At 72.5% G+C, this 25,031-nt stretch carries 24 protein-coding genes; 15 read left to right on the top strand and 9 right to left on the bottom strand.

Annotated elements, in window-relative coordinates:
- Positions 1-96: 96 nt before the first annotated feature.
- Positions 97-411: a hypothetical protein gene (locus ABZ444_RS22725; protein WP_358000097.1), complete on the bottom strand. Its 315-nt coding sequence runs from the start codon at positions 409-411 to the stop codon at positions 97-99.
- A gap of 195 nt (positions 412-606) precedes the next feature.
- A complete protein-coding gene (locus ABZ444_RS22720) occupies positions 607-885 on the bottom strand; it encodes a hypothetical protein (RefSeq protein ID WP_358000093.1) in 279 nt (92 codons plus the stop codon).
- Positions 886-1,356: 471 nt separating this feature from the next.
- Here ABZ444_RS22720 and ABZ444_RS22715 point away from each other — a divergent pair, with 471 nt between their 5' ends.
- The 4 genes from ABZ444_RS22715 (at position 1,357) to ABZ444_RS22700 (ending at position 4,663) form a co-directional block, all read left to right on the top strand.
- The gene (locus ABZ444_RS22715) at positions 1,357-2,481 is read left to right on the top strand and encodes a hypothetical protein (protein ID WP_358000091.1); all 1,125 of its coding nucleotides are present in this window, start codon (positions 1,357-1,359) and stop codon (positions 2,479-2,481) included.
- 53 nt (positions 2,482-2,534) lie between these two features.
- Positions 2,535-3,143 carry a hypothetical protein gene (locus ABZ444_RS22710; protein ID WP_358000088.1) on the top strand — a complete coding sequence of 203 codons (609 nt, stop codon included), beginning with the start codon at positions 2,535-2,537 and terminating at the stop codon, positions 3,141-3,143.
- Positions 3,144-3,157: 14 nt separating this feature from the next.
- Positions 3,158-3,349: a hypothetical protein gene (locus ABZ444_RS22705; protein WP_358000085.1), complete on the top strand. Its 192-nt coding sequence runs from the start codon at positions 3,158-3,160 to the stop codon at positions 3,347-3,349.
- Positions 3,350-3,451: 102 nt separating this feature from the next.
- The gene (locus tag ABZ444_RS22700) at positions 3,452-4,663 is read left to right on the top strand and encodes a PP2C family protein-serine/threonine phosphatase (protein ID WP_358000082.1); all 1,212 of its coding nucleotides are present in this window, start codon (positions 3,452-3,454) and stop codon (positions 4,661-4,663) included.
- A gap of 4 nt (positions 4,664-4,667) precedes the next feature.
- On the opposite strand, the gene ABZ444_RS22695 is transcribed toward ABZ444_RS22700, so the two are convergent.
- Both ABZ444_RS22695 and ABZ444_RS22690 read right to left on the bottom strand, forming a co-directional pair.
- Positions 4,668-6,491, bottom strand: a complete 1,824-nt coding sequence (locus ABZ444_RS22695) for an ABC transporter ATP-binding protein (protein WP_358000079.1) — start codon at positions 6,489-6,491, stop codon at positions 4,668-4,670.
- Positions 6,491-8,305 carry an ABC transporter ATP-binding protein gene (locus ABZ444_RS22690; RefSeq protein WP_358000076.1) on the bottom strand — a complete coding sequence of 605 codons (1,815 nt, stop codon included), beginning with the start codon at positions 8,303-8,305 and terminating at the stop codon, positions 6,491-6,493. Before ABZ444_RS22690 ends, ABZ444_RS22695 begins: the two co-directional genes overlap by 1 nt.
- A 142-nt stretch (positions 8,306-8,447) precedes the next feature.
- Here ABZ444_RS22690 and ABZ444_RS22685 point away from each other — a divergent pair, with 142 nt between their 5' ends.
- Entirely contained in the window at positions 8,448-9,647 is a 1,200-nt protein-coding gene (locus ABZ444_RS22685) for a hypothetical protein (protein WP_358000073.1), read from the top strand.
- 66 nt (positions 9,648-9,713) lie between these two features.
- On the opposite strand, the gene ABZ444_RS22680 is transcribed toward ABZ444_RS22685, so the two are convergent.
- Both ABZ444_RS22680 and ABZ444_RS22675 read right to left on the bottom strand, forming a co-directional pair.
- Complete coding sequence (locus ABZ444_RS22680) at positions 9,714-10,517, bottom strand: hypothetical protein (protein ID WP_358000070.1); 804 nt, start codon at positions 10,515-10,517, stop codon at positions 9,714-9,716.
- Between the two features lie 102 nt (positions 10,518-10,619).
- The gene (locus ABZ444_RS22675; RefSeq protein WP_358000067.1) at positions 10,620-12,722 is read right to left on the bottom strand and encodes a histidine kinase; all 2,103 of its coding nucleotides are present in this window, start codon (positions 12,720-12,722) and stop codon (positions 10,620-10,622) included.
- 163 nt (positions 12,723-12,885) lie between these two features.
- On the opposite strand from ABZ444_RS22675, the gene ABZ444_RS22670 reads away from it, so the two are divergent.
- On the top strand, positions 12,886-13,161 hold the full coding sequence (locus ABZ444_RS22670) for a sulfurtransferase TusA family protein (protein WP_352323132.1): 276 nt from the start codon (positions 12,886-12,888) through the stop codon (positions 13,159-13,161).
- A gap of 16 nt (positions 13,162-13,177) precedes the next feature.
- Here the strand turns inward: ABZ444_RS22670 and ABZ444_RS22665 are convergent, their stop codons facing one another.
- The gene (locus ABZ444_RS22665; protein ID WP_358000064.1) at positions 13,178-14,149 is read right to left on the bottom strand and encodes a helix-turn-helix domain-containing protein; all 972 of its coding nucleotides are present in this window, start codon (positions 14,147-14,149) and stop codon (positions 13,178-13,180) included.
- A gap of 72 nt (positions 14,150-14,221) precedes the next feature.
- Between ABZ444_RS22665 and ABZ444_RS22660 the strand changes: the two genes are divergently transcribed.
- Together ABZ444_RS22660 and ABZ444_RS22655 are read left to right on the top strand one after the other, a co-directional pair.
- Positions 14,222-15,418, top strand: coding sequence for an MFS transporter (locus tag ABZ444_RS22660; protein WP_358000061.1), 1,197 nt, complete (start codon positions 14,222-14,224; stop codon positions 15,416-15,418).
- Positions 15,419-15,739: 321 nt separating this feature from the next.
- Positions 15,740-16,528 (top strand): alpha/beta hydrolase, encoded by a 789-nt coding sequence (locus ABZ444_RS22655; RefSeq protein WP_358000058.1) that lies wholly within the window; start codon positions 15,740-15,742, stop codon positions 16,526-16,528.
- A gap of 17 nt (positions 16,529-16,545) precedes the next feature.
- Here the strand turns inward: ABZ444_RS22655 and ABZ444_RS22650 are convergent, their stop codons facing one another.
- Positions 16,546-17,292 carry an SRPBCC domain-containing protein gene (locus ABZ444_RS22650; protein ID WP_358000055.1) on the bottom strand — a complete coding sequence of 249 codons (747 nt, stop codon included), beginning with the start codon at positions 17,290-17,292 and terminating at the stop codon, positions 16,546-16,548.
- A 220-nt stretch (positions 17,293-17,512) separates the two neighbouring features.
- On the opposite strand from ABZ444_RS22650, the gene ABZ444_RS22645 reads away from it, so the two are divergent.
- The 7 genes from ABZ444_RS22645 (at position 17,513) to ABZ444_RS22615 (ending at position 24,778) form a co-directional block, all read left to right on the top strand.
- Positions 17,513-18,100, top strand: a complete 588-nt coding sequence (locus tag ABZ444_RS22645; protein ID WP_358000052.1) for a hypothetical protein — start codon at positions 17,513-17,515, stop codon at positions 18,098-18,100.
- 100 nt (positions 18,101-18,200) lie between these two features.
- Complete coding sequence (locus ABZ444_RS22640) at positions 18,201-19,286, top strand: histidine kinase (RefSeq protein WP_358000049.1); 1,086 nt, start codon at positions 18,201-18,203, stop codon at positions 19,284-19,286.
- Positions 19,283-19,939 (top strand): response regulator transcription factor, encoded by a 657-nt coding sequence (locus ABZ444_RS22635; protein WP_357976348.1) that lies wholly within the window; start codon positions 19,283-19,285, stop codon positions 19,937-19,939. The genes ABZ444_RS22640 and ABZ444_RS22635 overlap by 4 nt, the downstream gene beginning before the upstream one ends.
- Positions 19,940-19,968: 29 nt before the next feature.
- Complete coding sequence (locus ABZ444_RS22630) at positions 19,969-20,286, top strand: DUF3140 domain-containing protein (RefSeq protein WP_357976345.1); 318 nt, start codon at positions 19,969-19,971, stop codon at positions 20,284-20,286.
- A gap of 82 nt (positions 20,287-20,368) precedes the next feature.
- The gene (locus ABZ444_RS22625; protein ID WP_358000046.1) at positions 20,369-20,581 is read left to right on the top strand and encodes a hypothetical protein; all 213 of its coding nucleotides are present in this window, start codon (positions 20,369-20,371) and stop codon (positions 20,579-20,581) included.
- A gap of 86 nt (positions 20,582-20,667) precedes the next feature.
- A complete protein-coding gene (locus ABZ444_RS22620; RefSeq protein WP_358000043.1) occupies positions 20,668-23,589 on the top strand; it encodes a BTAD domain-containing putative transcriptional regulator in 2,922 nt (973 codons plus the stop codon).
- Between the two features lie 232 nt (positions 23,590-23,821).
- A complete protein-coding gene (locus ABZ444_RS22615) occupies positions 23,822-24,778 on the top strand; it encodes an acyl-CoA desaturase (protein ID WP_358000100.1) in 957 nt (318 codons plus the stop codon).
- 3 nt (positions 24,779-24,781) lie between these two features.
- Here ABZ444_RS22615 and ABZ444_RS22610 read toward each other — a convergent pair whose 3' ends face one another.
- Positions 24,782-24,997 carry a hypothetical protein gene (locus tag ABZ444_RS22610; protein WP_358000040.1) on the bottom strand — a complete coding sequence of 72 codons (216 nt, stop codon included), beginning with the start codon at positions 24,995-24,997 and terminating at the stop codon, positions 24,782-24,784.
- Positions 24,998-25,031 lie beyond the last annotated feature (34 nt).

Genomic DNA, 25,031 nt, shown 5'->3' with positions numbered 1-25,031 from the left:
ATGTCTTGGAGTGACAGACCTCTTCTACAGCGGCTCCGCTGTTTTGTTCACCGGTCTTGACCAACCGCCCTCTCCCTTAACTGAACGGCGTTGCCGCTAGGAGTCGTCCCTCTCCAGCAGGCGGTCGAGCCTGAGGGCCAGATCGAGGGTCTCGCAGCGCAGCAGGTCGAGCCGGCGGCGGATCCTCGACCGGATCGCCTGGAAGTGTTCGTCGGCCTGCCCGCGGAGGCCGAGCAGCTCGTCGGTCAGGGCCGTGACGTCCTGGCCCGCCTCGCTCCGGGTCTCGGCGAGGTCGGCCCGCATCTCGGCGATGCCGAGCACCGCCTCGGAGCAGTCGGCCTCGGCGCACAACGTCGCCTCCAGCGCCTGGACCCGAAGCTTGATGTCCAGGATCTCCGCCTCTACATCCACTTACTCCTACCTTTGCCGGTAGTCGGTAGGGAACCGGCCCAGTGGTGGAGGGCGGCCGGGTCCCACTTGCTGTAAGCACATGGTGGCAACCCGTGTATACCCGACACGACCGCCGGCAAGCAACGGGTGCGGGTCCGCGGAGGGGCTCAGCCTGGCACCGGGGTGGCGGCCTCAGGCTGAGCCCGGCGTGGAAGGTCAGTTGTTGATCGGGTCCGGGTCGTACGCCGGCGTCCCCTGCGGGCAGCCGGGCGCCGGGTCCTTGCAGCAGCGCGGCCGGCTGGAGGTGAAGTGGTCGTTCATGTGGCGGCGCAGGGCCGCCAGCTCGTCGCCGAGCGCGGCGAAGTCCTGTCGCATCTCCGTCCGGATGTCGGCGATGTCGGCCTGCATCCGGGTGATGCCGGTCGTGGTCGCCGTGATGTCGCCGGTGGGCCTGCCTGCCTTGAGCTTCCGCAGGCGCAACAGCAACTTGAGCATCTGTGTCTCTAGGTCCACACATTCCTGCCTTCGCGCAGCTGGACAGGGGCCTGCGCCGGACGAGCGGGCGGGCGCCCCTGGGATGGAGAAACGGTGACACATCGGCCGCCCGCGTGGGGATGATCATGATTTCGCCGGGTGGGGTTCCATTACACCGGCGCCCATGTTTCTTTTCTGCCGGCGGATATTGGCCGCCGAAAGTGACGGACCGAAACACGGGCGGACCGGAGGAACGGGGGTGAGGACGGCGGCCCGCCGCGACGGGCGTCTACCGGCCCCGCCGGGACGCGTACGTGCCCGCGTCAGGGGCGCGGACACCGGCCCGTCCGCCGGAAGAATCTTCTGGTGCATATCACGGCAAATCCGCAGATCAGGGACCGACAACAATGCGAATTTCCCTCCACGACCACGCCGGATCAAGCATCCTGAGCTTGTCATCACGCTCCCCCACCCCCCGTTTAAGGAGCCTCCGTGACCCGGTTCGCCGTCGACCACTCCCGCCACGCGCTCATCGCCACCTGGGGTACGGGGATCGGCGACATCGCCACCACCGTGGCGGAACAAGTGCCTTCGAGCCCCGACGTGCTCCGCCTGGCCACCAGCCTCACGGAGCTGTCCCATGCCTGCTGGCGCTGCTACACCCATCCGTCCAGCGCCGCCGACCAGCACGGCCCCAACAGCGTCGGCTGGCAGCGTCAGGCCGAGCGCGACGCGTTCGCCTCGGTCATCCCGGCCCTGCTGGCGCCCGTCCGGCCGGCCAATGGCGCGCTCACCCTCTACTCCACGCGGGTGGAGGAGGTCGCCCACCGCGTCGGCCGTACGCTGCACACGATCAACCACGCCCCGCTGGCCGGCAGCGTGGCCACCGACGTCACCGCCGAGCTGGCCGCCATCGAGAACGCCGAGCTCGGCGACCTGACCGCGCGCGCCCAGCAGGCCGTCATGCTCAGCCGCGAGGACGCCTCGCCCCTCCAGGTCGCCCAGGCCGACAGCCTGCTGCACCAGCATCCGTTCGGCACGGAGGCGCTGTTCACCAAGATCGACCCCACCGCGGCCGCGATCGCGGCGGCCCACTGGCTCTACGCCGCCGCCACCATCAGCGCCCGGCACACCGGCCTGCATCCGATGCAGACCATCTCCGAGGTCGACAACATCAAGGCCCCCGCCCAGGAGAGCCTCACCGAGGTGATCTCCGCGATGAGCGGCGGCGGCTCGCCCAGGGCCGCGGTCATGCCGATGATCCGCAACGCGCTGCACGTCGCCGAGGGCCACCTCTACGGCGTCACCGAGGCCAAGCACCGCATCGGCGTGGCCGAGGAGCTGATCGCCCAGGCCCGCACCGACCATCCCGAGCTCGGCCTCGGCCCCAGCACGGTCTACCTGCCCATCACCCCGCTCAACCCGGCCCGCCCGGCCCTCGACCTGCTGGAGAACCTCCTCTACGGCATCCGCAGCTGCTGGCTGACGTTCTCCCAGCACGCCGACACCCCGGCCGGCCGCGAGCCCCACCGGCCGCGCCGCCACCACCGCCACACGGAGGTCTTCCTGGCCGAGGTGCGGAAGAGGGCGGCGCTGGACCGTTCCCGGCTGCTGTAGCCGTTCCCTCCCGCGGGCTGGGGCGACGTCACATGATCGCGGTACTCTCGGGCATGTCGGAAAACGTCGCAGAGCAGCCTCCCTTACCGGCGCTCACCCGGGCCCTGGTCGGCCCGCCCGGCAAGGTGCTGCTTCCGCTGGTCGCCGTGGTGGGGCTGCTCATGCTCGACCACACGAGCATGCCGGGCGGAGGTTCGTTCACCCTGCTGCTGGCGGGTCTCCTGCTCGCCGTCGGCACCGTGGTCGTCTGGGTCGCCCGGTTCGCGGTGGGCCTTCTGCGCTCCGACGGGCGTCCCGGGCTGCGCCGCCACTGGGCCCGTTGGGCGGCCGCGCCGCTGATGGGCGTGACCGTGATCGCGCTGGTGTTCACCGGGGTGCCGTTCGAGGTCCGGTTCGCGCTGTCGGAGTCGAGGCTGGAGCAGTTCGCCCGGACGGTCGCCGCGGACACCAAGGCCGTCGAGCACGAAGACCAATGGGTGGGCCTCTACCCGCTGACCTCGATCGGACGGGTGCCGGGCGGGGCGCGGTTCCTGGTGAGCGACACCGGCCTGTTCGACCGGTACGGCTTCGCGTGGAGCCCCGGAGGCGAGCCGCCGGAGGAGTCCCACACGGGATACACGCACCTCGAAGGCCCCTGGTACGTATGGGAGAGCCGGTTTTGAAGGTTCCTGGATCGGTGGGCGGATGGGTGTTCGCGGTCGCCGCGCTGCTGGTGTTCGCCCCCTTCGTAGGCGGGGGCATGCTCTTGGCGGCGCTGGTCGGCGCGCAGGCGGCCATGATCGTCGCGGTGACGAAGGCGTACCAGGACGCGGCGCGGTGGCGAGCGCTGGAGGCGGAGCGCGCGGAAGGACCGCCTGCCGCTGAGTGAGGGCGGCCCGGTCCGTACGGAGGTGTCGGCAGCGGTCAACAGGGCAGGAACCGGCCACTCGAATGGGTAGGTCTCCCGGCAGACCTCGGGAAGGGTGTGCCGATGCGGCGGAGTGGCGGCGAGCTGATGCTGGGCGGCATGCTGTCCGCCAACCATCTGACCGCGATGGAGGACCTGCCGGACGTGGTCTCCGGGCACGCCGCACTGGTGGGCTTCTCCGAGACCGCGATCTACGTCACCGACCTGCAGCAACAGGAGCTCATCCCGATCCCGGAGCAGCGGGACCCGTCCGGCGGGCCGCTGACGGCCCTGCGGATCGACGGCACGCTCGCCGGGCTCGCCTTCCGCAACACCGAGGTCGTCCACGTGCCGGGCGGGCCCGACGGCACTGCCAAGCGGTTGTGGCTGCCGCTCCTGGACGGCACCGAGCGGGTCGGCGTGCTCGGGGTGACGGTGCCTCAGGACGACGAGGTCGCCGAGTGGCGGGCCAAGCAGCTCGCGTCGCTGGTCGCGCTGCTGGTGATCAGCAAGCGGCCGCACAGCGACTCCTACTCGCGGTTGATCCGCGCCCGGCCGATGACGTTGTCCGCCGAGGTGCTGGTGCCGCTGCTGCCGCCGGGGACGTTCGCCAACGACGACGTGGTGGTCAGCGCCGTGCTCGAACCGGCGTACGAGGTGGGCGGGGACGCCTTCGACTACGCCATCGACGGCGAGGCGCTGCACGTGTCGATCTTCGACGCGATGGGCCACGACACCTCCGCCGGGCTGACGGCGACCATCGCCATGGGGGCGAGCCGGAACAACCGGCGGCAGGGCGCCGATCTCGTCGGCACGGGCGAGGCGATCGACGGGGCCATCGCCGAGCAGTTCACCGGCCGCTTCGCCACCGGCATCCTGGCCTGCCTCGACCTGCACACCGGCTGGCTGACCTGGGTGAACCGGGGGCACCATCCGCCGCTGGTGATCCGCGAGGGCCAGCAGGTGGCCACGCTGTCCAGCGAGCCCGACCCGCCGATGGGCTTCCTGCTGCGGCCGTACACCGGGGAGCTGCGCTACCAGCTCCAGCCCGGCGACCGGCTGCTGTTCTACACCGACGGGATCATCGAGGCGCAGAGCCCGGAAGGCGAGCTGTTCGGCCTGGAGCGCTTCATCGACTTCATCCTCCGGCAGGAGGCCGACGGCCTGTCGGCGCCCGAGACGCTGCGCCGGCTGGTGCAGGCCATCCTGGAGCACCAGCACGGACGGCTCCAGGACGATGCGACCGTGCTCATGGTGGAGTGGCGCAGCAGCAGGCAGCAGCGGCTCGTCATGTGAGCCGTCAGGTCTCGCCGACGGCGACGAACCCGCTGTCGGGCCGGTAGTCGGGCGACTGGTGGCGGAAGTAGGTGTTGTAGACCTGGCAGTAGCGGCCGCCGCGGGCCAGCAGCGAGGCGTGGTCGCCCTCCTCCACGATCCGGCCGTGGTCGAGCACGATGATGCGGTCGACGTGCTCGATCGTGGACAGCCGGTGGGCGATGACGATCGAGGTGCGGCCGGCCAGCACCACGTCGAGCCCCTCCTGGATCTGGGCCTCGGTCAGTGGGTCGACGCTGGCGGTGGCCTCGTCGAGGACGACGATCGCCGGGTCCTGGATGAGCAGGCGGGCCAGCGCGACGAGCTGCCGCTGGCCCATGGACAGGGCCCGTCCGTGCTCGCCCACGTCGGTGGCCAGGCCGTGGGGCAGGGCCTCGATCCAGTCGCCGCCGCCGACCGCGGCCGCCGCGGCCAGCACCTCGTCGTCGCCCGCGTCGGGACGCGGGTAGCGGATGTTGTCGGCGACCGTGCCGCTGAACAGGAACGGCGCCTGCGGCACCGCGCCGATCTGCCGCCGGTACGCGCCGAGGTCGAGCGAGCGGATGTCGTGGCCGTCGATCAGCAGGCGGCCTTCCTGGAACTCGTAGAACCGGGTGATCAGCTTGCCCAGCGTGGACTTGCCTGCGCCGGTGTGGCCGACCAGCGCGACGGTCTCGCCCGCCTCGACGACCAGGTCGAAACGCCGGAGCACGGGATGGGCCGCGTCGTAGCCGAAGGTGACGTCGTCGAACTCGATACGCCCGGCCAGCCTGCCCGGGTCGGCCGAGCCGGTCTGCACGACCCGGGGCGGGGCGTCGATCAGGGCGAAGACCCGCTCGGAGGCCGACAGGCCCTGCTGGAACTGCGACCAGAAGGCGGCGATGGAGGTCAGCGGCATCCAGAACAGCGACACGCCCTGCAGGAACAGGTACCAGTCGCCCGCCGACAGGCCGTGGTCCAGCACCGACGTGCCGCCGAGCTGGACCAGCGCGACCGTCGCGAGCCCCGCCACGAGGAACAGCAGGGGGAAGATGGCCGAGAAGACGAAGCCCTGCCGCAGCGTCACCCGGTAGCTCTGCTCGTTGACCGGCCGGAACTCGTCGTAGACCTGCTGCTCCTGGCGGAAGTTCTTGGCCACGGCGATGCCGCCCATGGTCTCCTGGAGATTGGCGTTGACCCGGCTCAGCGACCGCTGAGCCCGCCGTGTGCTGGACCTGGCCAGCCGCCGGAACAGCAGCGCCATGCCCATCACGACCGGCGCCACCAGCAGGGTCAGCAGCGCCAGCTCGACGCTGCGCAGGAACAGCAGGACGGTGACGAACCCCACCATCAGCACCTGGCTGATCAGGTCCATCGTCAGGGTGGAGACCGTGGCGAAGTCGTCGGTGTCGGAGGTGACGCGGCTGACGATGCGGCCCGACGGGGTCTCGTCGTAGAAGGACAGGTCGCGTTGGAGCACGGCGTCGAAGGCGTCTTCGCGCAGGCGCAGCACGACGTCGCCGGTCACCCGCGCGCTGTACCACTGGCGGACGAAGTTGAAGGCCCAGCTCAGCGCTCCGGCGAGCAGGATGCCGACGGTGAGCAGCGGGCCGACGTCGGCGATCGTGCCGTCCTGGATGGCGTCGACGCCCTCGCTGGCCAGCAGCGGCAGGACCGCCTGCGCCACCGAGACCAGCACGATCATGGCCGCCACCAGGAACATCGCGCCCAGCTTGGGGCGGAAGTAGGCGAGGATCCGGCGCGTCAGGTCACGGTCGGCATAGGTGCGGTCGTAGTCTTCGGCGTCGAGGCCGTCCATGATGAAGCCCATCAGTGGACCCTTTCCTGCTCGTCGAGCGCGCCCTCGCCGGCCGGGACCTCGTCGTAGTGGGCGAAGATGCGGCGGTAGAGGGGGCTGCCGGCGATCAGCTCGTCGTGGGTGCCGAAGCCGGCCACCTCGCCGCGCCGCAGCAGCAGCACCTTGTCGGCCCAGCGGATCTGGGAGAGCCGGTGGGTGATCAGCAGGGTCGTGCGCCCTTCCTGGATGCGCTCGATGGCCTGCTGGATGCGGTCTTCGGTGGCGGAGTCGATGGCGCTGGTGGAGTCGTCGAGGATCAGGATCGCCGGGTCGGTCAGCAGCGCCCGCGCGATGGCCAGCCGCTGGCGCTGGCCGCCGGACAGCGTGAGGCCGCGCTCGCCGATGACGGTGTCGTAGCCGTCGTCGAGCTCGGCCACGAACTCGGCCGCCTGCGCGTCTTCGGCCGCCCTGACCACGGCCGCGCGGTCGGCCCGCTGGCCGAGGCCGAAGGCGATGTTCTCGGCCACGGACCGCGAGAACAGCACGACGTCCTGCTCGATGGTGGAGATCTGGGAGCGCAGCGAGTCGAGGTCCCAGTCGCGGACGTCGACGCCGTCGACCAGGATCCGGCCCGAGGTGACGTCGTAGATGCGGGGCACCAGCTTCGTCAGCGAGCTCTTGCCCGCCCCGGTCTCGCCGACGATCGCCACCGTCTCCCCCGGCCGCACGGTGAACGTCACCCCCCGCAGGACGGGCTCGCCCTCGCCGTAGCCGAAGGTGACGTCGTCGAAGACGATCTCGCCCCCGATGGGCGCTACGTGGCCGGCGGCCGGCTGCTCCAGCTCGGTCTCGGCGCCCACGATGTCGAGGATCCGGCGGGAGGACACGATGCCGATCTGCACCAGCGAGAACGTGAAGATCGAGATCTGGGTCGGGAAGCCGAGCATGCCCATCAGCCCCATGAAGGCCACCAGGTCGCCGATCGTGATCGCACCGGCGGCGTGGAGGTGGAGGGCGTGCCACAGCGCCCCCGCCATGGCGCACGCGAACAGCAACGTGGGCAGGTAGCGGGCCTGGACGAGGCCGTTGCGCACGAACGAGTCGCGGTAGCGCCGGGCGTCGGCGCGGAAGCGCAGCCGCTCCTGCTCCTCCTGCGCGGTCACCTTGATGACCTCGATGCCGCGCACCGCCTGGCTCAGCCCGGCGTTGAGGTCGCCGAACTCGTCGCGCATGCGGGTGGCCACCGGGTTGAGCTGCCCCATGTAGTGGCGCAGCGCGAACGCGAACACCACCCCGAACACCACGGGCACCAGCAGCAGCCGCGGGTCGATCGCGGCGATGAACACCAGGGGCACCAGGCCGGTGAGCCCGGAGTCGACGATCAGGTCGACGCCCGGGCTGATCATGATGGAGAGCTGGCGGATGTCGTTGGCCGCCCGCGCCATCAGGTCGCCCACCCGCTGCCGGTTGTGGAAGGTCTGGCTCTTGCCGAGCAGGCCCGCGTAGAGCTCGTCGCGGGCGTCGCGTTCGAGCCGCTTGGCCAGCACCTCGCTGCTCATCCGGGCGACGAGGTCGAACAGGCCGCGGGCCGACACCACCGCCAGCAGCGCCAGGGCGACCAGGCCGAGCGCGGCCGCGGGCGTGCCCCGGCCGCCCAGCACCGCGTCGAAGGCCGAGCCGGTGAGCTGGGGGACCAGCGCGTTGAGCACCACCATCACCAGCGAGCCGCCGAGGAAGCCCGTCAGGGGCAGCGGATGGCGGCGCAGGTGGGACCACAGCCAGCGGACCGGCCCCCGGCGGTCGTAGCGCGGGCCTTCGACGGAGAACTCCGAACTGCCGGTGGTCACGGTGAAACCCCTTGGCCGAGGGCGGGCGAGCATCGGACCTGTTTGTATCACCGGCCACCGACAGAATCCGAGGCGTTTTCCGGCCGCCCGTGCAGGCAAAGAGCGGGCAGCGTCACGCAGTGAGACAGTAACCTTACCCACCGTGGACCCTTTCCTCCATCAAGCCGAGCTGCTGCCGCTCGTGACCCTCCAGCCGCCGGTGCGCCTCCTCCCGGCCGACGACCTCGCGGCCGTGGTCCGGGCCACGCCGATCGTCCACGACCTGCTCCGCCTCGCCTCCACCGCCGGTGAGCCGGGGGCGGCGCGGCCGGAGCAGGGGCGGTTGTGGGGCGTGGCCGAGGACAGCCGGCTCATCGACGTACGCGACGGGGCCGCCACGACCGGCCCGGCGGTCGAGACCCTGGCGTCGGGGCCGGCCGACGACGTGCTGGACACGTGGGGCGACATCCTCTACTCGCTGTTCTCCCCCGAGGCCGACGCCGCGGCGCTCGACGCGGGCACGAGCACCCTGCTCATGCTGCTCAGCCACCGCGACGCGCTGCCGGTGGCGGAGATCCCCGAGCTGACCGACGAGGCGGCCGACGAGCTGGCCTGGTTGCGGCTGATCCGGCGCGAGGGCTCGTCGGTGTCGCTGACCCCGCTCGGCACGTGGAGCGCGCTCGACCTCTTCAAGACCCTCATCGGCCAGGACATCCCGGTCCACGGCGGCACGGCCGGCGCCGACGCCCCCACGCTGCTGCGCGCCCTGCGCACCTACGACGACGACGAACGCGCCGAGGAGGTGCGCGTCTGGCTGGGCGGGCGCGACCCGGCGCGGGCCGCCGAGGAGATCGCCGACGTCCTGCTCGACGTCAGCCCGCTGAGCCGGGCCGTCGGCCTGACCGTGCTGCTGGAGGACCTCGGCCGACCGGGGCAGGAGATCGCCGCCGCGTTGCGCGAGGTGCCCCGGCTGGGGGCGCTCATCCGGGCCCGGGAGAAGGAGGACCACGACGTCCCGCCCGCCCCCGTCGACGTGGCCTGGGTGTACGCCGACATGACCGTGGCCGCGATGGAGATCGGCGGCCCGGCCGAGTCGATACTCCAGCTCTCCGGCAACCTCGACGTCGACGCCGTGCTGAGCATGCTCGGCATGATGACGTGCAGCGACCATCCCTACACGACGCCGATGCTGCGCTTCCTCATCGAGCACCATCCGGCGCCCCGGGTGGCCTCGGCCGCGCGCGTGGCGTTGCAGCGGTGGCGCGGGGTGCACGTACGGCCGCCGGGCGAGCGCGGGCGTCTGCCCAGGAAGCCCCGCAAGCCAGGCAAGACGGCGGGCGCCCAGAAGCGCCGGCGACGCTGACCCCGCCTGTCCAGGGCGGGGCTTGAAGGGCCGGAGCTTTGGAAGGGCACGGCTTGCGGGTCAGGCTCAGGGCTTGCCGGTCAGTTTGAGGGCGGCGCCGATGCGTTCGGCCCACTGCCAGGGGGCGTCCGTGCCGCCGGGCAGGGCGTTGTAGTACTCCCAGCCGCTCACCCCGCCCATCCCGGGATGCCGGTGCAGCAGCTCGGCGACGGTGGCCGCCAGGCGGTCGACCTCGACGTGGCCGCCGCCCCCGTTGTCGGGGCTGGTGACCGCCCCGGCCACCAGCTTGCCCGCCGGCACCACTCCTCCGGCGAGCACGGCGTCGTAGTCGCACGGGTCGGCCAGGCTTCGCGGGCCGTACATCGGCAGGTTGAGCCAGGCGAGGTCGGCGCCCCGGTCGCGGAAGACCTGCTCGTGGTCCACGGCGGCGGACGGGGTGAGCGCGAGCAGGAAGGCCGGGCCGAAGTCGGCGCGCAGCCGGTCGATCAGGCGTCCGAGGCCGGGCGGCGACATGGTCTCGGTCAGGTGCAGGTCCACGCCGTCGAGGCGGTGGCGGGCGAGCAGGCGGCGCAGCGGCGGGTAGCAGGTGCCGAAGTCGTGGTCGAGGCGGTCGAGACCGTCGATCATGGCCAGGGCCCGGGCGCCGTACACCTGGGTGACCTGCACGTCGTCCCACATCTGGGTCAGGTCGGGGCAGTCGGGCGGGGCGCCGTTGAGCCGGACGTCGCCGCCCGCGCCCACCTCCACGGTGGCGACGACCAGGTGGGTGAGGCCGGTACGCCGTTCGATCAGGGGCAGCGGGGAGACGTAGAGGCCGCCGTCGCAGTGGGTCCGGTAGTACATCACCAGGCGGGGTGTGTGCTGGGGCAAGGCACGTCCTCCGTGAGGAATGAGGTGATACTTCACCATGTTCCACACCAAGAGTGAGATCAAAACTACCCTCGGTTAATTTTGCCCGGCGCGGCGAGGCGCTCAGCGGCCCGCGCGCGGCGGCCTGACCGGCTCCTTCGCGGCCGAGCCCAGGGGCAGCATGACCTCGACCCGCGTCCCGGCCCCCGGCCCGCTGTTGACGACGCAGATGCCGCCGAGCTCGGCCGCCCGTTCCCGCATCGAGCCGAGGCCCACCCCCGCGCTGTACGCGGCGGGCAGCCCGCGGCCGTCGTCGGCGACCAGCACGCGCAGCACCGAGTCCCGCTGGAGCACGATGCGGGCGCGGGAGGCCCTGGCGTGCCGCCGGATGTTGGTCAGCGCCTCCTGGACGATCCGGTAGACGGCCACCTCGACGGCGGCGGGCAGGTCGGTCAGGCTGCCCTCGACCTCCACCTCGATCTCGGTGTCCGGGGAGGACTGGCCGGCCAGCTCGCGGACGGCTCTGGCCAGGCCGAGGTCGTCGAGCGCGGGCGGGCGCAGGCCGTACACCAGCTCGCGGATGTCGTCGGTGACCGCGCCCATGCCGGTGTGCAGCTCGCGCAGCAGCTCGTCGGCGGCGTCGGGGGACTTCTTCAGGCTCATCCTGGCCATGTTGATGGTCATGGCCATGGCCGAGAGGGTCTGGCCGAGCCCGTCGTGCAGGTCGCGGCGCAGGCGGCGGCGCTCCTCCTCCCTGGCCGTCAGGATGCGTTCCCTGGACCGCTGCAGGTCGGCGGCCATGCGCACGGCGTGGGCCACGTCGGCGGCGTACGGCGTGAGCGTGCTGAGCACGCGCTCGTTGTGGGCGGCGGGGAAGCGGCGCGGGCCGGGCGGCCCGACGAACAGGCGGCCGACGCGCTCGCCGTGCCACACCAGCGGCACCTGGCGGGGCTCCGCGCCCACCCGGCCGCTCTCGACGTAACGCGGCTCGCCGTCGGCGACCTCCACGGCCACGCCCTCGACCGCGAGCCCGTCGCGCAGCACGCTGACCACGGAGGTCAGCGCCTTGGCCGGGTCGCCGCGCCGGACGGCCTGGGTCAGGCGTTCGGCCAGCACGGCGGGGTCGCCGACGCTGCCGTACAGGAAGCGGTCGACGGCGCGTTGCAGCACGTGCCGCAGCGGCTGGAAGAACGCGCCCGCGAACAGCGCTGCGGCGATGCCCGCGATCTCGTCGTAACCGGAGACCACGAGGCTGGACAGCGCGCCCGCGCCGAAGTAGACCGCGCTCACCACGGCCACCAGCCCGGCCGCGACGAAGGCCCGGCTGATCACCGTGTCGATGCCGTAGAGCCGGTAGCGGGTCACCGAGAACGCGACGGCGACCGGGATGAGCGCCGCCCACACGACGCTCGGCCACAGGAGCGCCGGCACGAACGCGGCCATGATCAGGAACACGACATAGCCCGCGAACGCGAACAGCGGCCATCCGATCTGCCGCCTGCCCACCGGGTCGGCCCTGCGCAGCCGCAGCGCCAGGGAGAGCGCCGTCAGCGCCATGGCGACGTAGATGCCGGTCCAGGCGACCATGGAGACGGCCTCCACGTACGGCCCGAGCGCGCGGATCTGCAGCGGGTTGGGGATGACGGCCGGGTAGGGGTAGCTGCCGGGGGGCGGGTCGGGCCGGAACACCGAGCGGGCCAGGTCGAGCCCGAGCGAGAACGCGCCCAGCAGCAGCACCCACCGCCAGCGCGGCGAGGGCAGCCGCCCGTCGGGCGAGTAGAGCGGCAGCAGCATGGTGAGCGCCAGGCCGCACACCGCCCACCCGACCTGCGCGGGGAAGCGTACGAGCCCGGCCGCGACCAGGTCGCCGTCGGCGGCCAGCCGGAACATCAGCGCGCTGGACAGGTCGCTCACGGCGGCGGCGATGCCGCCCGCGACCATCAGCCACGCCATGTTCAGCCGCGGCCGGTGGAAGATCAGGAACGCGCCGACCGCGGGGAAGGTCAGGGCGGCGGCCGTCTGGGGCGAGGCGGTTCGCAGCGGGGTCCAGGCCTCCGGCAGGCGGGCGTAGACGAGCAGCGCGGCGACCGTGAGGACCGGCGAGGCCACCGCCAGGACGACGGCCGTGATGCGCGCGAGCCGCACGCCCCGGCCCGCGGAGCCGCGCCCGGTCCCGCGACGCTCCCCCGGCCCGGCCTCTTCGGCGATCTCGGTGAACCCGGTCATCTCATCACCGCCTTCCCCAACACTTGAACAGGATTATGGCCCTTTTACTGGGATAATCCGCCCGTTGTGTCCGGGCCGTTACCGTCCGACGCCTGCTCCGGCCTCTCACCGGGCCAGAACAGGCCTCAACCTACTCGACGGCGACGCGTGGTTTCCTATACGCATGCCCGAACCTGATCTCGTGATCGACGGCGGCGACAAGATGTGCGTGCAACTGCTCATCGAGCTGCGCGGGCACGTGCTGCGCGCCGGTCCCGGCGCCGTGATCCACCTGATCGCCACCGACCCCGCCGCGCCCGTCGACCTGCCCGCGTGGTGCCACCTGACCGGCCACTCCTACCTCGGGCCGGTGCCCGGTGCCGGGCGCCCGACGTACGCGGTGCGCGTCGCGGACGCCGCCAAGGAGACCGAGCCCACCCGCCCCTGGCACGCGGCCTGACGGCGGTCGCCACCCGTCAGCGGAAGGAGCGGCGGTAGGCCGCCGGGGTGGTGCGCAGCGCGGTGTGGAAGCGGCGGCGGAGGTTGACGGCCGAGGAGAGGCCGACGCGGGTGGCGATGGTCTCGACCGGCAGGTCGGTCTCCTCCAGCAGGGCGCGCGTGGCGGCCAGCCGGCGTTCCAGCAGCCAGCGGGCGGGCGGCACGCCGAGCTGGTCGGCGAACTGCCGGGTCAGGGTACGCGCGGAGACGCCCGAGTAGGCGGCCATGTCCTCGACGGTGACGGGGTCGGGCAGGCGGCCGAGCAGCCATTCGAGCAGCGGGGCCAGGGAGTCCGGCATGGGCCCCGCGGTGGGCAGCGGCGGGTACTGGCGCTGGCAGCCCTCGCGGTGCGGTCCGGCGGCGAGCTGGCGGCCGATGCGCATGGCGTGGGCCGCGCCGTGGTCCTGGAGCACCTGGTGCAGGCACAGGTCGAGGGTGGCGGCCGAGGCTCCGGCGGTGGCGACGTCGCCGTGGTCCACGTAGATGACGGTGTCGTCGGGGACGACGAGCGGGTGGCGGGCGGCCAGCTCCCCGGACAGCTCCCAGTGGACGGACGCGCGGCGGCCGTCCAGCAGGCCCAGGGCGGCGGGGATGAAGATGCCCGCGCAGACGGCGACGATGCGCGCCCCGCGGGAATGGGCCCGGGACACCGCGTCGAGCACGGCCGGCGAGGGGACCAGGGTCCAGCCCGCGACGATCACGGTGTCGGCCTCGTCCATGGCTTCGAGACCGCTGTCCACCTGCATGGGGACGCCGAGGGTGGTGGGGAGCGAGCCCGGCCGCTCGGCGCACAGGGTGTAGCTGTAGTGCTGGGGGATGTCGGGGCCCTGGTAGCCGAAGACGGCCGAGGCCGAGGTGACGGGGTAGAGCTCCTGGTTGGGGGCGACCAGGGCGACCACGCGGTGCGGGCTCACGGGGGCCGGAGGCGTCTCGGGGCAGTCCAGGGGCATGGCGCAAATGTACCCAATGATGTCATTTGGGACACCGGCGCTTTGATCTGGAGAAATCCAGAATTGGGGCTCATGTGGACGAGGAGTTTCGCCCTCTACTTCGGGGCCCGCACGATCTCGCTGCTCGGCGACGCGATGATGCCCGTCGCCTCGGCGCTGGCGATCGGCAAAGTCTACGGGATCGCCGGCGTCGGCTTCGTGCTCGCGCTCTGGACCGCGTCGGCCGTGCTGGTCATGTTGTTCGGCGGGGTCGTCGCCGACCGGATCGGGCCCCGGCGCCTGATGATCGGCGCGGACGTGGTCAGGGTCGTCACCCAGGCGGTCGTCGCCGTCGCCTTCCTCGACGGGGTCCCGCCGTTCGCCCTGCTGCTGGCGATGGCGTTCCTGTCGGGCATGGCCGCCGGGGTGTTCGAACCGTGCGTCAACGGGATGGTGCCGCTGGTCGCCGAGGATCCGCAGCGGGCCAACGCGACCTTGAAGATCGCCGAGGCGGTCACCCAGCTCGCCGGGCCCGCGCTGGCCGGGATCCTCGTCGTGGCCACCGGGCCGGTCTTCGTCTACACCGTGGACGCCGCGACGTTCCTGGTCAGCGCGGTGTGCCTGCTGCTGGTGCGGGTCGCCGTGCCCAGGCCGGAGCCGTCCGACGTGCTGAGCGACCTGCGCAGGGGCTGGGAGGAGTTCAAGTCCAGGAGCTGGATGTGGTCGGTCATCCTGGTCTGGGTGTTCTGGGGCGTTCTGGTGGTGGGGCCGTACGTGCCGCTGTCGTCCCAGGTCATCGGGGCCGACTACGGCTGGGTGATGGCGGCGCTCGGCCTCGGAACCGTGCTGGGCGGACTGGTGGCGATCAGGCTGAAGCCGCGCAGGCCGCTGGCGGCGGGGGCGGTGGCGCTGATCGGGTACGTCGCCGTGCCGCTGTCGGTCGCGCTCGGGCCGCCACTGCCGCTACTGATGGCCGGGCACCTGCTCGGGGGGTGCGCGATGGCGTTCTGGTCGGTGATGTGGTCGACGACCGTGCAGACCCAGGTCGCGCCGGACGTGCTGAACCGGGTCAACGCCTACCAGGTGGCCGGGTCGGTCGCGGGCATGGCGGTCGGGCAGGCGCTGGCCGGCCCGGTCACCGCGCTGGTCGAGCCGCGTGTCTTCATGCTGGGGTCGGCCCTGGTGACGGTCGGCGTGGTGACGGCGCTGCTGGTGATCGGGCCGGTACGGCGGCTCGGCCGCAGGTCGCAGACGTCCGCGAGCGGGCCGGTCAAGGTCCCGGCGACGTAACCGGCGGCCGGCGGGGCGCTGGGCGACTGGTGGCGGGCGCCGGGCGGGCGGTGGCGGGCGGCGGTGCCCACGGCACGTGCCGCGGCCGGGGCGTGCGGCTGGCAGACCGCCCGCCCCCGTCTGCGGCACGTGCCGTCCCCTCCTCTTCGCGGCACGCGACGTGGGAGCCGCCCCAGCGTCCCCCGCGCTCGGGACGACTCCACCCGGTAAGAGCGCAGAGGCACCCGTATGAGTACGTCCCCACCCAAAAGATTTCTTGACAAATTAATTTGTCGGTGGCTACCGTGGGCATCACGAAACGGAGGGAACACCATGAGCAGCATGATCAACTCCGCGGACGGCACCCCCATCGCGTACGAACGCGCAGGCCAGGGCCCGGCGGTCATCCTCGTGGACGGCGCACTCAGCTTCCGCGGCTCCAGCATCAACGGCGGCCTCGCCGAAGCGCTCGCCCCCGACTTCACGGTCTACACCTACGACCGGCGCGGGCGGGGCGAGAGCGGCGACACCAAGCCGTACGACCCCGAACGGGAGGTCGAGGACCTGGAAGCGCTCGTCAAGGAGGCCGGCGGCTCGGTCCGCCTGTACGGCACCTCATCCGGCGCCGCCCTCGCCCTGGCCGCGGTCCGGAACGGCCTGCCGGTCGAGCGCCTGGCCCTGTACGAGCCGCCGTTCGTCGTGGACGGCACCCGTCCCCCGATCAAGGACGACTACCCGCGACGGCTGGAGGCGCTGGTGGCCGCGGGCCGCCGGGCCGAGGCGGTCAGGCTGTTCATGCGCGAGGGGGTCGGCCTGCCGGGGGTCGTGGTGGCGATGATGCGGTTCATGCCCGCGTGGGCCAAGCTCAAGGCCGTGGCGCACACCCTGCCGTACGACACCGCGCTCGTCTTCCCGCACCAGCGGGGCGAGCCGTACCCGGAGGGCGCGTGGGCGTCGGTGACCGTTCCGACGCTCGTCGCCGACGGCGGGAAGAGCCCGCAGTGGATGCGCAACTCCGTCGGCGCGCTGGCGAAGGCGCTGCCCGCGGCCGACCACCGCACGCTCGACGGGCAGACCCACATCGTCAAGCCGGAGGCCCTGGCGCCGGTGCTGCGGGAGTTCTTCGCCTGAGGGCCTGGGGCCGGCGGTCAGGCGGAGGCGGTGCCGAGCCAGCGGGTCCAGGCCGCCTCCAGGGCCTCGCCGTCCACCGGCGTGTAGGCGTGGTGCTCCACCACCGCCATGCCGCGTCCCTGGACGAACATGTACAGGCCGTCGTCCGTACGGACCGCCACGAACGTGCCCGGAGCGGTCACCCACTCCACGACGCCCCGCTCCGGCGCCCGCCCCTCGATCGCGACCGTCACCTTCTCCCCCGCCACCGGGCGGCCGGCGACGCCGAGCGCGGCCCCGAGGGCGGCCCAGAACCGCTCCTCCGACGCGCACGGGCCGGCCAGGAACAGGTTGTGGGTGGAGATCCTGCCGGGGAAGTGCCTGAGGTAGACGGCCAGTTTGTACAGGTACTGGAGGTCGCCGCGCTCCAGGTCGTCGTACTCCGACTCCCAGTCGTCGCCGAGGAAGCCGCTGTGGACGAAGCGGAGCACCGTGCTGCCCGAGCCGCGGGCTTCGAGCAGGTACTCGAAGGCCATGAACGTGCCGTCGGGGTTCTCCACGCCCCGGTGGGCCAGGCGTCTGCCCGGTTCCCAGGCGGTCACCACCGACTCGGTGGCGACGTCGGCGCCGAAGGTCTGCGCGCCCCGACCGCCCTCACGGGGTTCGAGCTCGGTACGGCCCATGAACCACGAGTCGATGCCGGGCCCCTCCGCGATGGCCCGCCAGACGACGTCGGGGGCGGCGTCCAGCGGGATCTCGTGGCGGATCTCGAACTCGTGCGGCATGGCGGTCTCCCTGTCACGGCCCGGCGCGGTGTGCGGCCGACGATCGCACCGACAAGATCGCTTGTCAAGCCGACTCCTGTTGTCGGCAGGCATGTGGGACGCGGGAGCGAGGGGCATCCCTCTTGAGAGCGAGGCGCGGGATCGCCCGTCCCGGCGATCACATTCGGAGCGGAAAACCGCAGGATAAGTGCATCGCCCCGCCCCTTGAGGAGAACCCGCGATGAACACCCGCGCCGCCTTCGTGGCCGCCCCGCTGCTCGTCCTGTCGTACGGCGTGATCCGGATCGTCGACGGCTTCGACGGTAGCCGGGGCCCTGGACCGGCCTGGACGACCGGCCATCTCGCCTTTCTTGCCGCCCTCGCCCTGTTCATCGTGATATTTCGGGATATGTGGCGGATGCTGGGCCGTGGCCGCATCGCCACCACCAGCCTCGTGGTCGGCCTGGTGGGCATCGCGTGCGCGGCCGCGCAGTTCGTGATCGACATCGTCGTCGGGTTCATGGCCGCCGACCACGCCGCGATGACGGTGCTGTGGGAGCAGATCCAGGCGGTCCCGGGAGTGTCGCCGGTCGTCTACTCCGTCGGCCCGGCCCTGTTCCACCTCGCCCAGCTCGCCCTGGTGATCCACCTCGCCGTACGCCGGCAGGTCAGGCCCTGGATGCCGGTCCTCGTCCTGCTCGACGTCGTCGTCCCCCTCGTCAGCCTGGACCTGATGCCGGTCGGCGCCGTCCTCATGCTGGTGGCGTTCTGGCCGCCGGCCCGCCGCCAGGCCCAGGCCGGTGCCCGGCACACGCTCGTCCATGCGTGAGGAACAATGGGACCCCGTGTCCGATCTGACGCTTGTCGACGTCTTTCGTCGCCGGCTTCGAGCGCTCCCCCACCTCTGGGTGGATGGGGCGCTCGCCCTGTTGATCGCCCTCGTCCAGGTATGGCCGCTGATCTCCAGCCAGGACCCGTACGGCGGCAGGTGGGACTGGTGGGGCTACGTGGTCGCGATCGGCGCCTCGCTCCCCGTCGTCTGGCGGCGCAGGTGGCCGGTGACCATGCTGATCGTCAGTCTGCTCGTGGGCGCGCTCTACGACTTCGCCGACAACGTCGCCCGCCAGCCCATCTGGTACGGCGCTTTCGTCGCCTTCTACACGGTCGCCGCCTACTCCCCCCGCCTGCCCAGGGTCGTCATGCTCGTCGTGACCCTCGTCGGCGGCCTGGCCGCCGTCGGCTCGTGGGAGACCGCGATGCGCGGGGTCGCCCTGTTCACCGCCGCCTACGCCATCGGCCGCGCGGCGGCCACGTCCCGCGCCCACGCCGCCGAGCTGGCCGAGCGCGCGGCCCGGCTCGAAAGGGAGCGTCAATTGGAAGCCGAGCGCGCGGCCGAACGTGAGCGGGCCAGGATCGCCCGCGACATGCACGACATCCTGGCCCACGCGGTCAGCCTCATGGTGGTCCAGGCCGAGGCGGGGCCCGTCGTGGTGCGCAGCAACCCGGCCAGGGCCGAGGCCGCCTTCGACGCCATCGCCGCCGCGGGCCGGGACGCGATGGTGCAGCTGCGCCGCATGCTCGGCGTACTGAAGGAGGACGAGCCGCAGGCGCCGCGGGCGCCGCAGCCGACCCTCGCGGACCTGCCCGCGCTGGCCGGCCAGGTGGCGGGCGCCGGCCTGGACGTGAGCTTCGCCGAGTCCGGCGAGCCCCGCCCGATCGGCCCCGACAGCGCGCTGGCCGCCTACCGGATCACGCAGGAAGCGCTCACCAACATCGTCAAGCACGCCGGCGCCGACCGCGCCGAGATCCGGCTCACCTGGGAGGACGACCACCTGATGATCGACGTCACGGACAACGGGCGCGGCGGCGGCCACGCGCTGCCCGCGGGCGGCAACGGCCTGATCGGCATGCGCGAACGGGCCGCGGCCTGCGGCGGCAGCGCGACCGCCGGCCCGCGCGCGGACGGGCCAGGCTTCGCCGTGTCGGCGCGGCTGCCGCTGGGGGCCGGCCGATGAGCGTGCGCGTCGTGGTGGCCGACGACCAGGAGCTGGTCAGGGGCGGGTTCGCGATGATCCTCGACGCCCAGCCCGACATCTCGGTGGTGGCCGAGGCGGGCGACGGGGTCGAGGCCGTGGCCGCCGTACGGGCGCACGAGCCGGACGTGCTGCTGCTCGACATCCGCATGCCCAGGATGGACGGCATCGAGGCGGCCAGGATCGTGTGCGCCGAGACCGCCTGCCGGGTGCTGATGCTGACCACGTTCGACCTGGACGACTACGTGTTCGACGCGCTGCGCGCGGGCGCGAGCGGGTTCCTGCTGAAGGACGTGCGGCGGGACGACCTGGTGACCGCGGTGCGGGTGGTGGCCGCGGGCGAGTCGCTGCTCGCGCCCACGGTGACCAGGAGGCTGATCGCCGAGTTCACCTCCCGTCCCGCGACGACGGCCGCCCCCGCGCACACGCTGGAGTCGCTGACCGCCAGGGAGCGCGAGACGTTGCAGCTGATCGCGCGCGGGCTGTCCAACGCGGAGATCGCCGAGGCCATGGTGGTCAGCGAGCACACCGTGAAGACGCACGTCAGCAACGTGCTGAGCAAACTGGGGCTGCGGGACCGCGTGCAGGCCGTGATCGCGGCCTACGAGTCGGGGCTGACCGTTCCCGGGGCGTAACGCGAGGGTCGGGCGGGTAGGCGGCCCATATGACTGAGGGTTTCGACACGGACACGCTCTGGGACGAGTTCCACCGGGCGGTCAACATGAACTCAGAGGAGCTGCGCGGCTACCTGCTCGCCGACGCCTCGGACGAGGAGGGCTTCCCTCCCGACCCCGACATGGGCATCGACAAGCTGGGCAGGGGCGTGCTGCACGTCCTGAGCAAGCGGAAGGGCGACCTGACCAAGGCCGACCTGGACGTGATGCGTCAGGTCATCGAGCTGGTCGAGACCATGGGTGACCGGACGGACGACGACTCGCGGCGCGAGCTCATGTCCGTCGGCCACGACCCGCTCAGGGCATAAGGCCCCGAATTCAACAAATGGTGGATGTGGGGCGACGCAAAGTGATGAAATGTGCGAAGCCGACTTCGTCCGAGGAGATCCGTTGAGAGACAACCTCGACCTCGCCGCGAGCGCCCAGCAGCTGGCCGACGCCGCCCCGACGGGATCGATCGACCGCGCCGCGGCCTCGTCCGTGGCCATCACGCTGGCCACGACGCGTGACATCGCCGACGCGCGGCAGACCCTCGACGGGTTGACCCCGGAGGAGGTGCGCCAGGCGGCGCTCACCCTCTTCGACCGCCTCTCGGAGAGTTGAGCTCGCTGTTCCGGGCTGCTCGAACCGGGTGAAGGCGGGCGATCCGCCGGGAACCCGGCACGCTTGTATGCCCGTACGGTGGGGGTATGCGGATCGGGGTTCTGGGGCCGCTCCAGGTGGCTGGGGCCGAGATCGGCGGCGCCCGCGTGCGCGCCCTGCTCGTCCGTCTGGCGCTCGACCCGGGCCGGGTGGTGACCGCCGACCGGCTGATCGACGACCTGTGGCCCGGCGAGCCGCCCGCCCATCCGGCCGCGGCGCTCCAGTCGCTGGTGTCGCGGGCCCGCAGGCAGGCGCCGGGGCTGATCTCCTCGCACCCGGCCGGCTACCTGCTGGACGTGCCGCCCGGCGAGGTGGACGCGTCGGCGTTCGAGCGGCTGGTGCGGGCCGGTGACCCGCGCGGCGCGCTGGCGTTGTGGCGCGGGCCCGCCCTGGCGGACGCGGCCGGGCTGGCGTTCGCCACCGCGCCCGCGGCCCGGCTGGAGGAACTGCGCCTGACGGCCCTGGCCGCCGCGATCACCGCCGACCTGGCGGCCGACCCCGCGGCCGAGCTGTCGCAGGGCGGACGTGACAGCGGGCCGGGGGTCGTGGCCGAGCTGTCGCAGGGCGGACGTGACAGCGGGCCGGGGGTCGTGGCCGAGTTGGAGGAGCTGGTCGCCGCGCACCGGCTGCGCGAGCCGTTCCACGCCCTGCTCATGCGGGCGCTGGTGGCTCGCGGGCGGCGCGGCGAGGCGCTGGAGGTGTTCGAGCGGATCAGGGCCGACCTGGCCGACGAGCTGGGCGTCGATCCCGGCCCCGAGCTGCGCGCGGCCCATATGGCGGCGTTGCGCGACCCGGCTCCCGCGCCGAGTGGCAACCTGCCCGCCCGGCTCACCGGCTTCGTCGGCCGGGCCGGCGACGTCGCCCGGCTCCACGCCCTGCTGGGCGGCCGGGACGAGCGGCTGGTCACGCTGGTCGGCCCCGGCGGCGTGGGCAAGACCCGCCTGGCGCTGGAGGCGGCCTGCGGCCTGGACGTGCCGGACGGCGTGTGGCTGGTCGAGCTGGCCTCGGCCACCGGCGTGCGGGCCGCGGTCGAGAGCGTGCTGAGGACGACCGACGTGGTCCGGGCGCTGCGCGGCACGTCGCCGCTCATCGTGCTGGACAACTGCGAGCACGTCGTGGAGGAGGCCGCCACGGTCGCGCGGTGGTTGCTGTCGGAGGTCGCCGGGCTGCGCGTCCTGGCCACCAGCAGGGAGCCGCTCGACATCCCCGGCGAGGTGCTGCACCCCGTCCCGCCGCTGCCCGAGGCCGCGGAGCTGTTCCTGGCGCGGGCCGCGGCGGCCAGGCCCGGCCTGGAGGTGAGCGCGGCCGACGCCGGGCGCATCTGCCGGGAGCTCGACGGCATCCCGCTGGCGATCGAGCTGGCCGCCGCCCGGCTGCGCACGATGCCGGTGTCCGTGCTGGTCCGGCAGCTCGGGGACCGGCTGGCCTTCCGCGGGGGGCGGACGTCCGAGCCGCGTCATCGTACGTTGCGCGACGTCATCGACTGGAGCTGGAACCTGCTGTCGGCACGCGAGCGCGAGCTGCTGCGCGGGCTGACGGTCTTCTCCGGCGGCGCGACGTACGAGGCCGTCGCGGAGGTGTGCGGCGGCGACCCGGACGATCTCGCCTCGCTCGTGGACAAGTCGCTCGTCTCGGTCTCCGGCGACCGCTACTCGATGCTGGCCACCATCAGGCAGTACGCCGCCGCCGACCTGCCCGCCCTCCGGCAGGCCCACGCCCGCTACTACACCCGGCTGGCCGAGACCGCCGATCCCCTCCTGCGTACCGGCGAGCAGCTCGCCTGGCTGGAGGTGCTGGACGCCGAGCAGGACAACCTCGACGCCGCGCTGCGCCACTCCGACGACCCGCTCCGGCTGATCCTGCCCCGGTTCTGGCCGTGGATCATGCGCGGACGGCGGCGCGAGATGAGCGAGCGGGCGGCGACCGTGCTGCGCCGCGTCGGAGACGTGCCACCGCCGGGGCGCGAGCTGGCGCACGGGCTGTGCCAGGTGCTCACGGGCGGCGAGCCGACCCCGGCGGTGCTCGACTCCGACCATCCCGCCGCGCTGAACTTCTGGGCCATGAGCGGCGCGCAACGCCCGCCCGCCGACGTCGTCGAGCTCACCGAGGACACCGTCGAGCGCCTGCGCGACTCCCCCGACCTGTGGACGCGCTCGGCCGCGCTGCTGGTCGGCGGCATCGTCCGGTTCGAGTACGGCACGGTCGCCGGCGCGCAGGACCTGCTCGGCCCGGCGCTCGACGGCTTCCGCCGCACCGGCGACCGCTGGGGCCAGTGGGCCTGCCTCTACTGGTTGTCGCTGGTCGCCGAGAACCGGGGCGACTTCGCCACCGCGCTCGCCCGTGCCGAGGAGCCGGGACGCCTGGCCGCCGAGCTGTCGGGGCTGGACGCGCCGTTCGGCCCGATGACGTTCCTGCTCCGGCTCGGGCAGCTCAAGGCGCGGACGGGCGACCACGAGGGGGCCGCCGCCACGCTGGCGCAGGCGTGGCGGTCGGCGCTGCGGGCCGAGGACGCGGTGACCCAGGCCAGGGTCCTGCACGCCCGCGCCGAGCTGGCCCGGCGCGCCGGCGACCGGTCGGGGGCGGCCCGGCTGCTCGACCGCGCGCTGGCGCTGGGCAGCGGGGACGCTCCCGTGCAGTTCAGGGCGTTCATGCAGGTCGAGCTGGCCCGCGTGGCGGAGCCGGGTCCGCCACTGCGCACGGCGCTGGAGCTGATGGAGACCTGCGGCGACCGGACGGCCCGCGCGACCGTGCTGGAAGGCGTGGCCGAGCACCTGCCGCCCCGGCCGGCGGCCGAGCTGCTGGGCGCGGCCCGCGCGCTGCGCGGCCTCGGCGACTCCGCCGACCCCGCCATGGTCGCCCTGGACGGACGGTGCCGCTCCGCCCTCGGCCCCGACGCCTTCCACGAGGCCCTGACCAGGGGAACCGCGCTGCCGAACCCGGAGCGGCACGCACTTACTCTGCTCGGCTGAGCCCGTCGCGTACGCGGCACGCGCCGCCGGGCCATATGGTCGGGGAAGAGGCCACGGAAACCGACGACGAACCCCTTCTCCGCCGCTCCCCGGACGACCATGGAACACCTTCCGGTTTCGCGGCGGATACGCCAGGGTTGTGGCAACTTTCCACCGCAATGTGAGGAGATCTGTGGCCAGTCCAAGTGTGGTCGACACCCGGGGCAGTGACTTCGCCCGACTAGCCCGCCGAATCTCTGACGCCGGTCTCCTCGACCGGCGTCCCGTCTATTACGCGGTGCGGCTCACCATCGTGGTCGCCGCGTACCTCGGCTGCTGGGCGTTGTTCGCCTGGGTGGGCGACTCGTGGTGGCAACTGCTCGTCGCGGTCGCGCTGGCCGTGGTCTTCGCACAGATCGGCTTCGTCTCCCACGACCTGGGCCACCGCCAGGTGTTCAGGAAGCGGCGGCCGAGCGACGTGACCGGTCTCCTGCTGGGGAACCTGGGCATCGGCCTGGGCTGGGGATGGTGGACCAGCAAGCACAACCGCCACCACGCCAACCCCAACCACGAGGACCACGACCCCGACGTCTCACCCGCGGTCATCGTCTGGTCGGAGGACCAGGTGGCGCGGAGCGCGGGCCTGCCGCGTGCCGTCGCGAGGTACCAGGCGATCCTGTTCTTCCCGATGCTCACCCTTGAGGCCTGGCACCTGCACATCGCCAGCTTCAAGGCGCTGCTGGCGCCGGCGACCAAGCGGCCATGGGCGGAGCTGGCGCTGCTGACCACCCACTTCGTGCTCTACTTCGGCGCGGTCTTCGCCGTGCTGCCGTTCGGCAAGGCGCTGGTGTTCCTGATCGTGCATCAGGGGCTGTTCGGCCTCTACCTGGGCTCCACGTTCGCGCCCAACCACAAGGGCATGCCCGTCCTGACCAAGGACGACAAGCTGGACTTCCTCCGCAAGCAGGTGCTGACCTCCCGCAACGTCAGGGGCGGCCTGTTCACCGACGTGGCGCTCGGCCAGCTCAACTACCAGATCGAGCACCACCTGTTCCCGAACATGCCCGCGCCCAACCTGCGCAAGGCGCAGCCCATCGTCGAGAGCTACTGCGCCGAGGTCGGCGTCAGCTACCTGCAGACCGGGCTCTTCGCCTCCTACGGCCAGGCCCTGCGCCACCTGCACGAGGTGGGCGCTCCGCTGCGCCGCTGAGCCTCAGCCCTCCTCCTCGACCCGCCTCTCCAGGTCGGCACGGCGTCGTTCGAGGTCGGCGATCAGCTCGGACTGCTCGTCGGCCTGGGCGATCATGGCCGCGGTCTCGATCTGGTCGGTCGCGCCCATGGTGCCCACCTGGTCGCGCACGTCCTGGTTCTCCGCCTTCAGCCGGGCCAGGTCCTCTTCGACCTGCCGGAGCTCATCCTTGGTACTCATCTCGGTCAACTACCCCAGCACTCGCACGACCATA

Source organism: Nonomuraea sp. NPDC005730 (genome assembly GCF_040630865.1).
Taxonomy (GTDB): domain Bacteria; phylum Actinomycetota; class Actinomycetes; order Streptosporangiales; family Streptosporangiaceae; genus Nonomuraea.
Note: the sequence above shows the minus strand (reverse complement) of the source record. Positions and strands in the feature narration are given on the sequence as shown.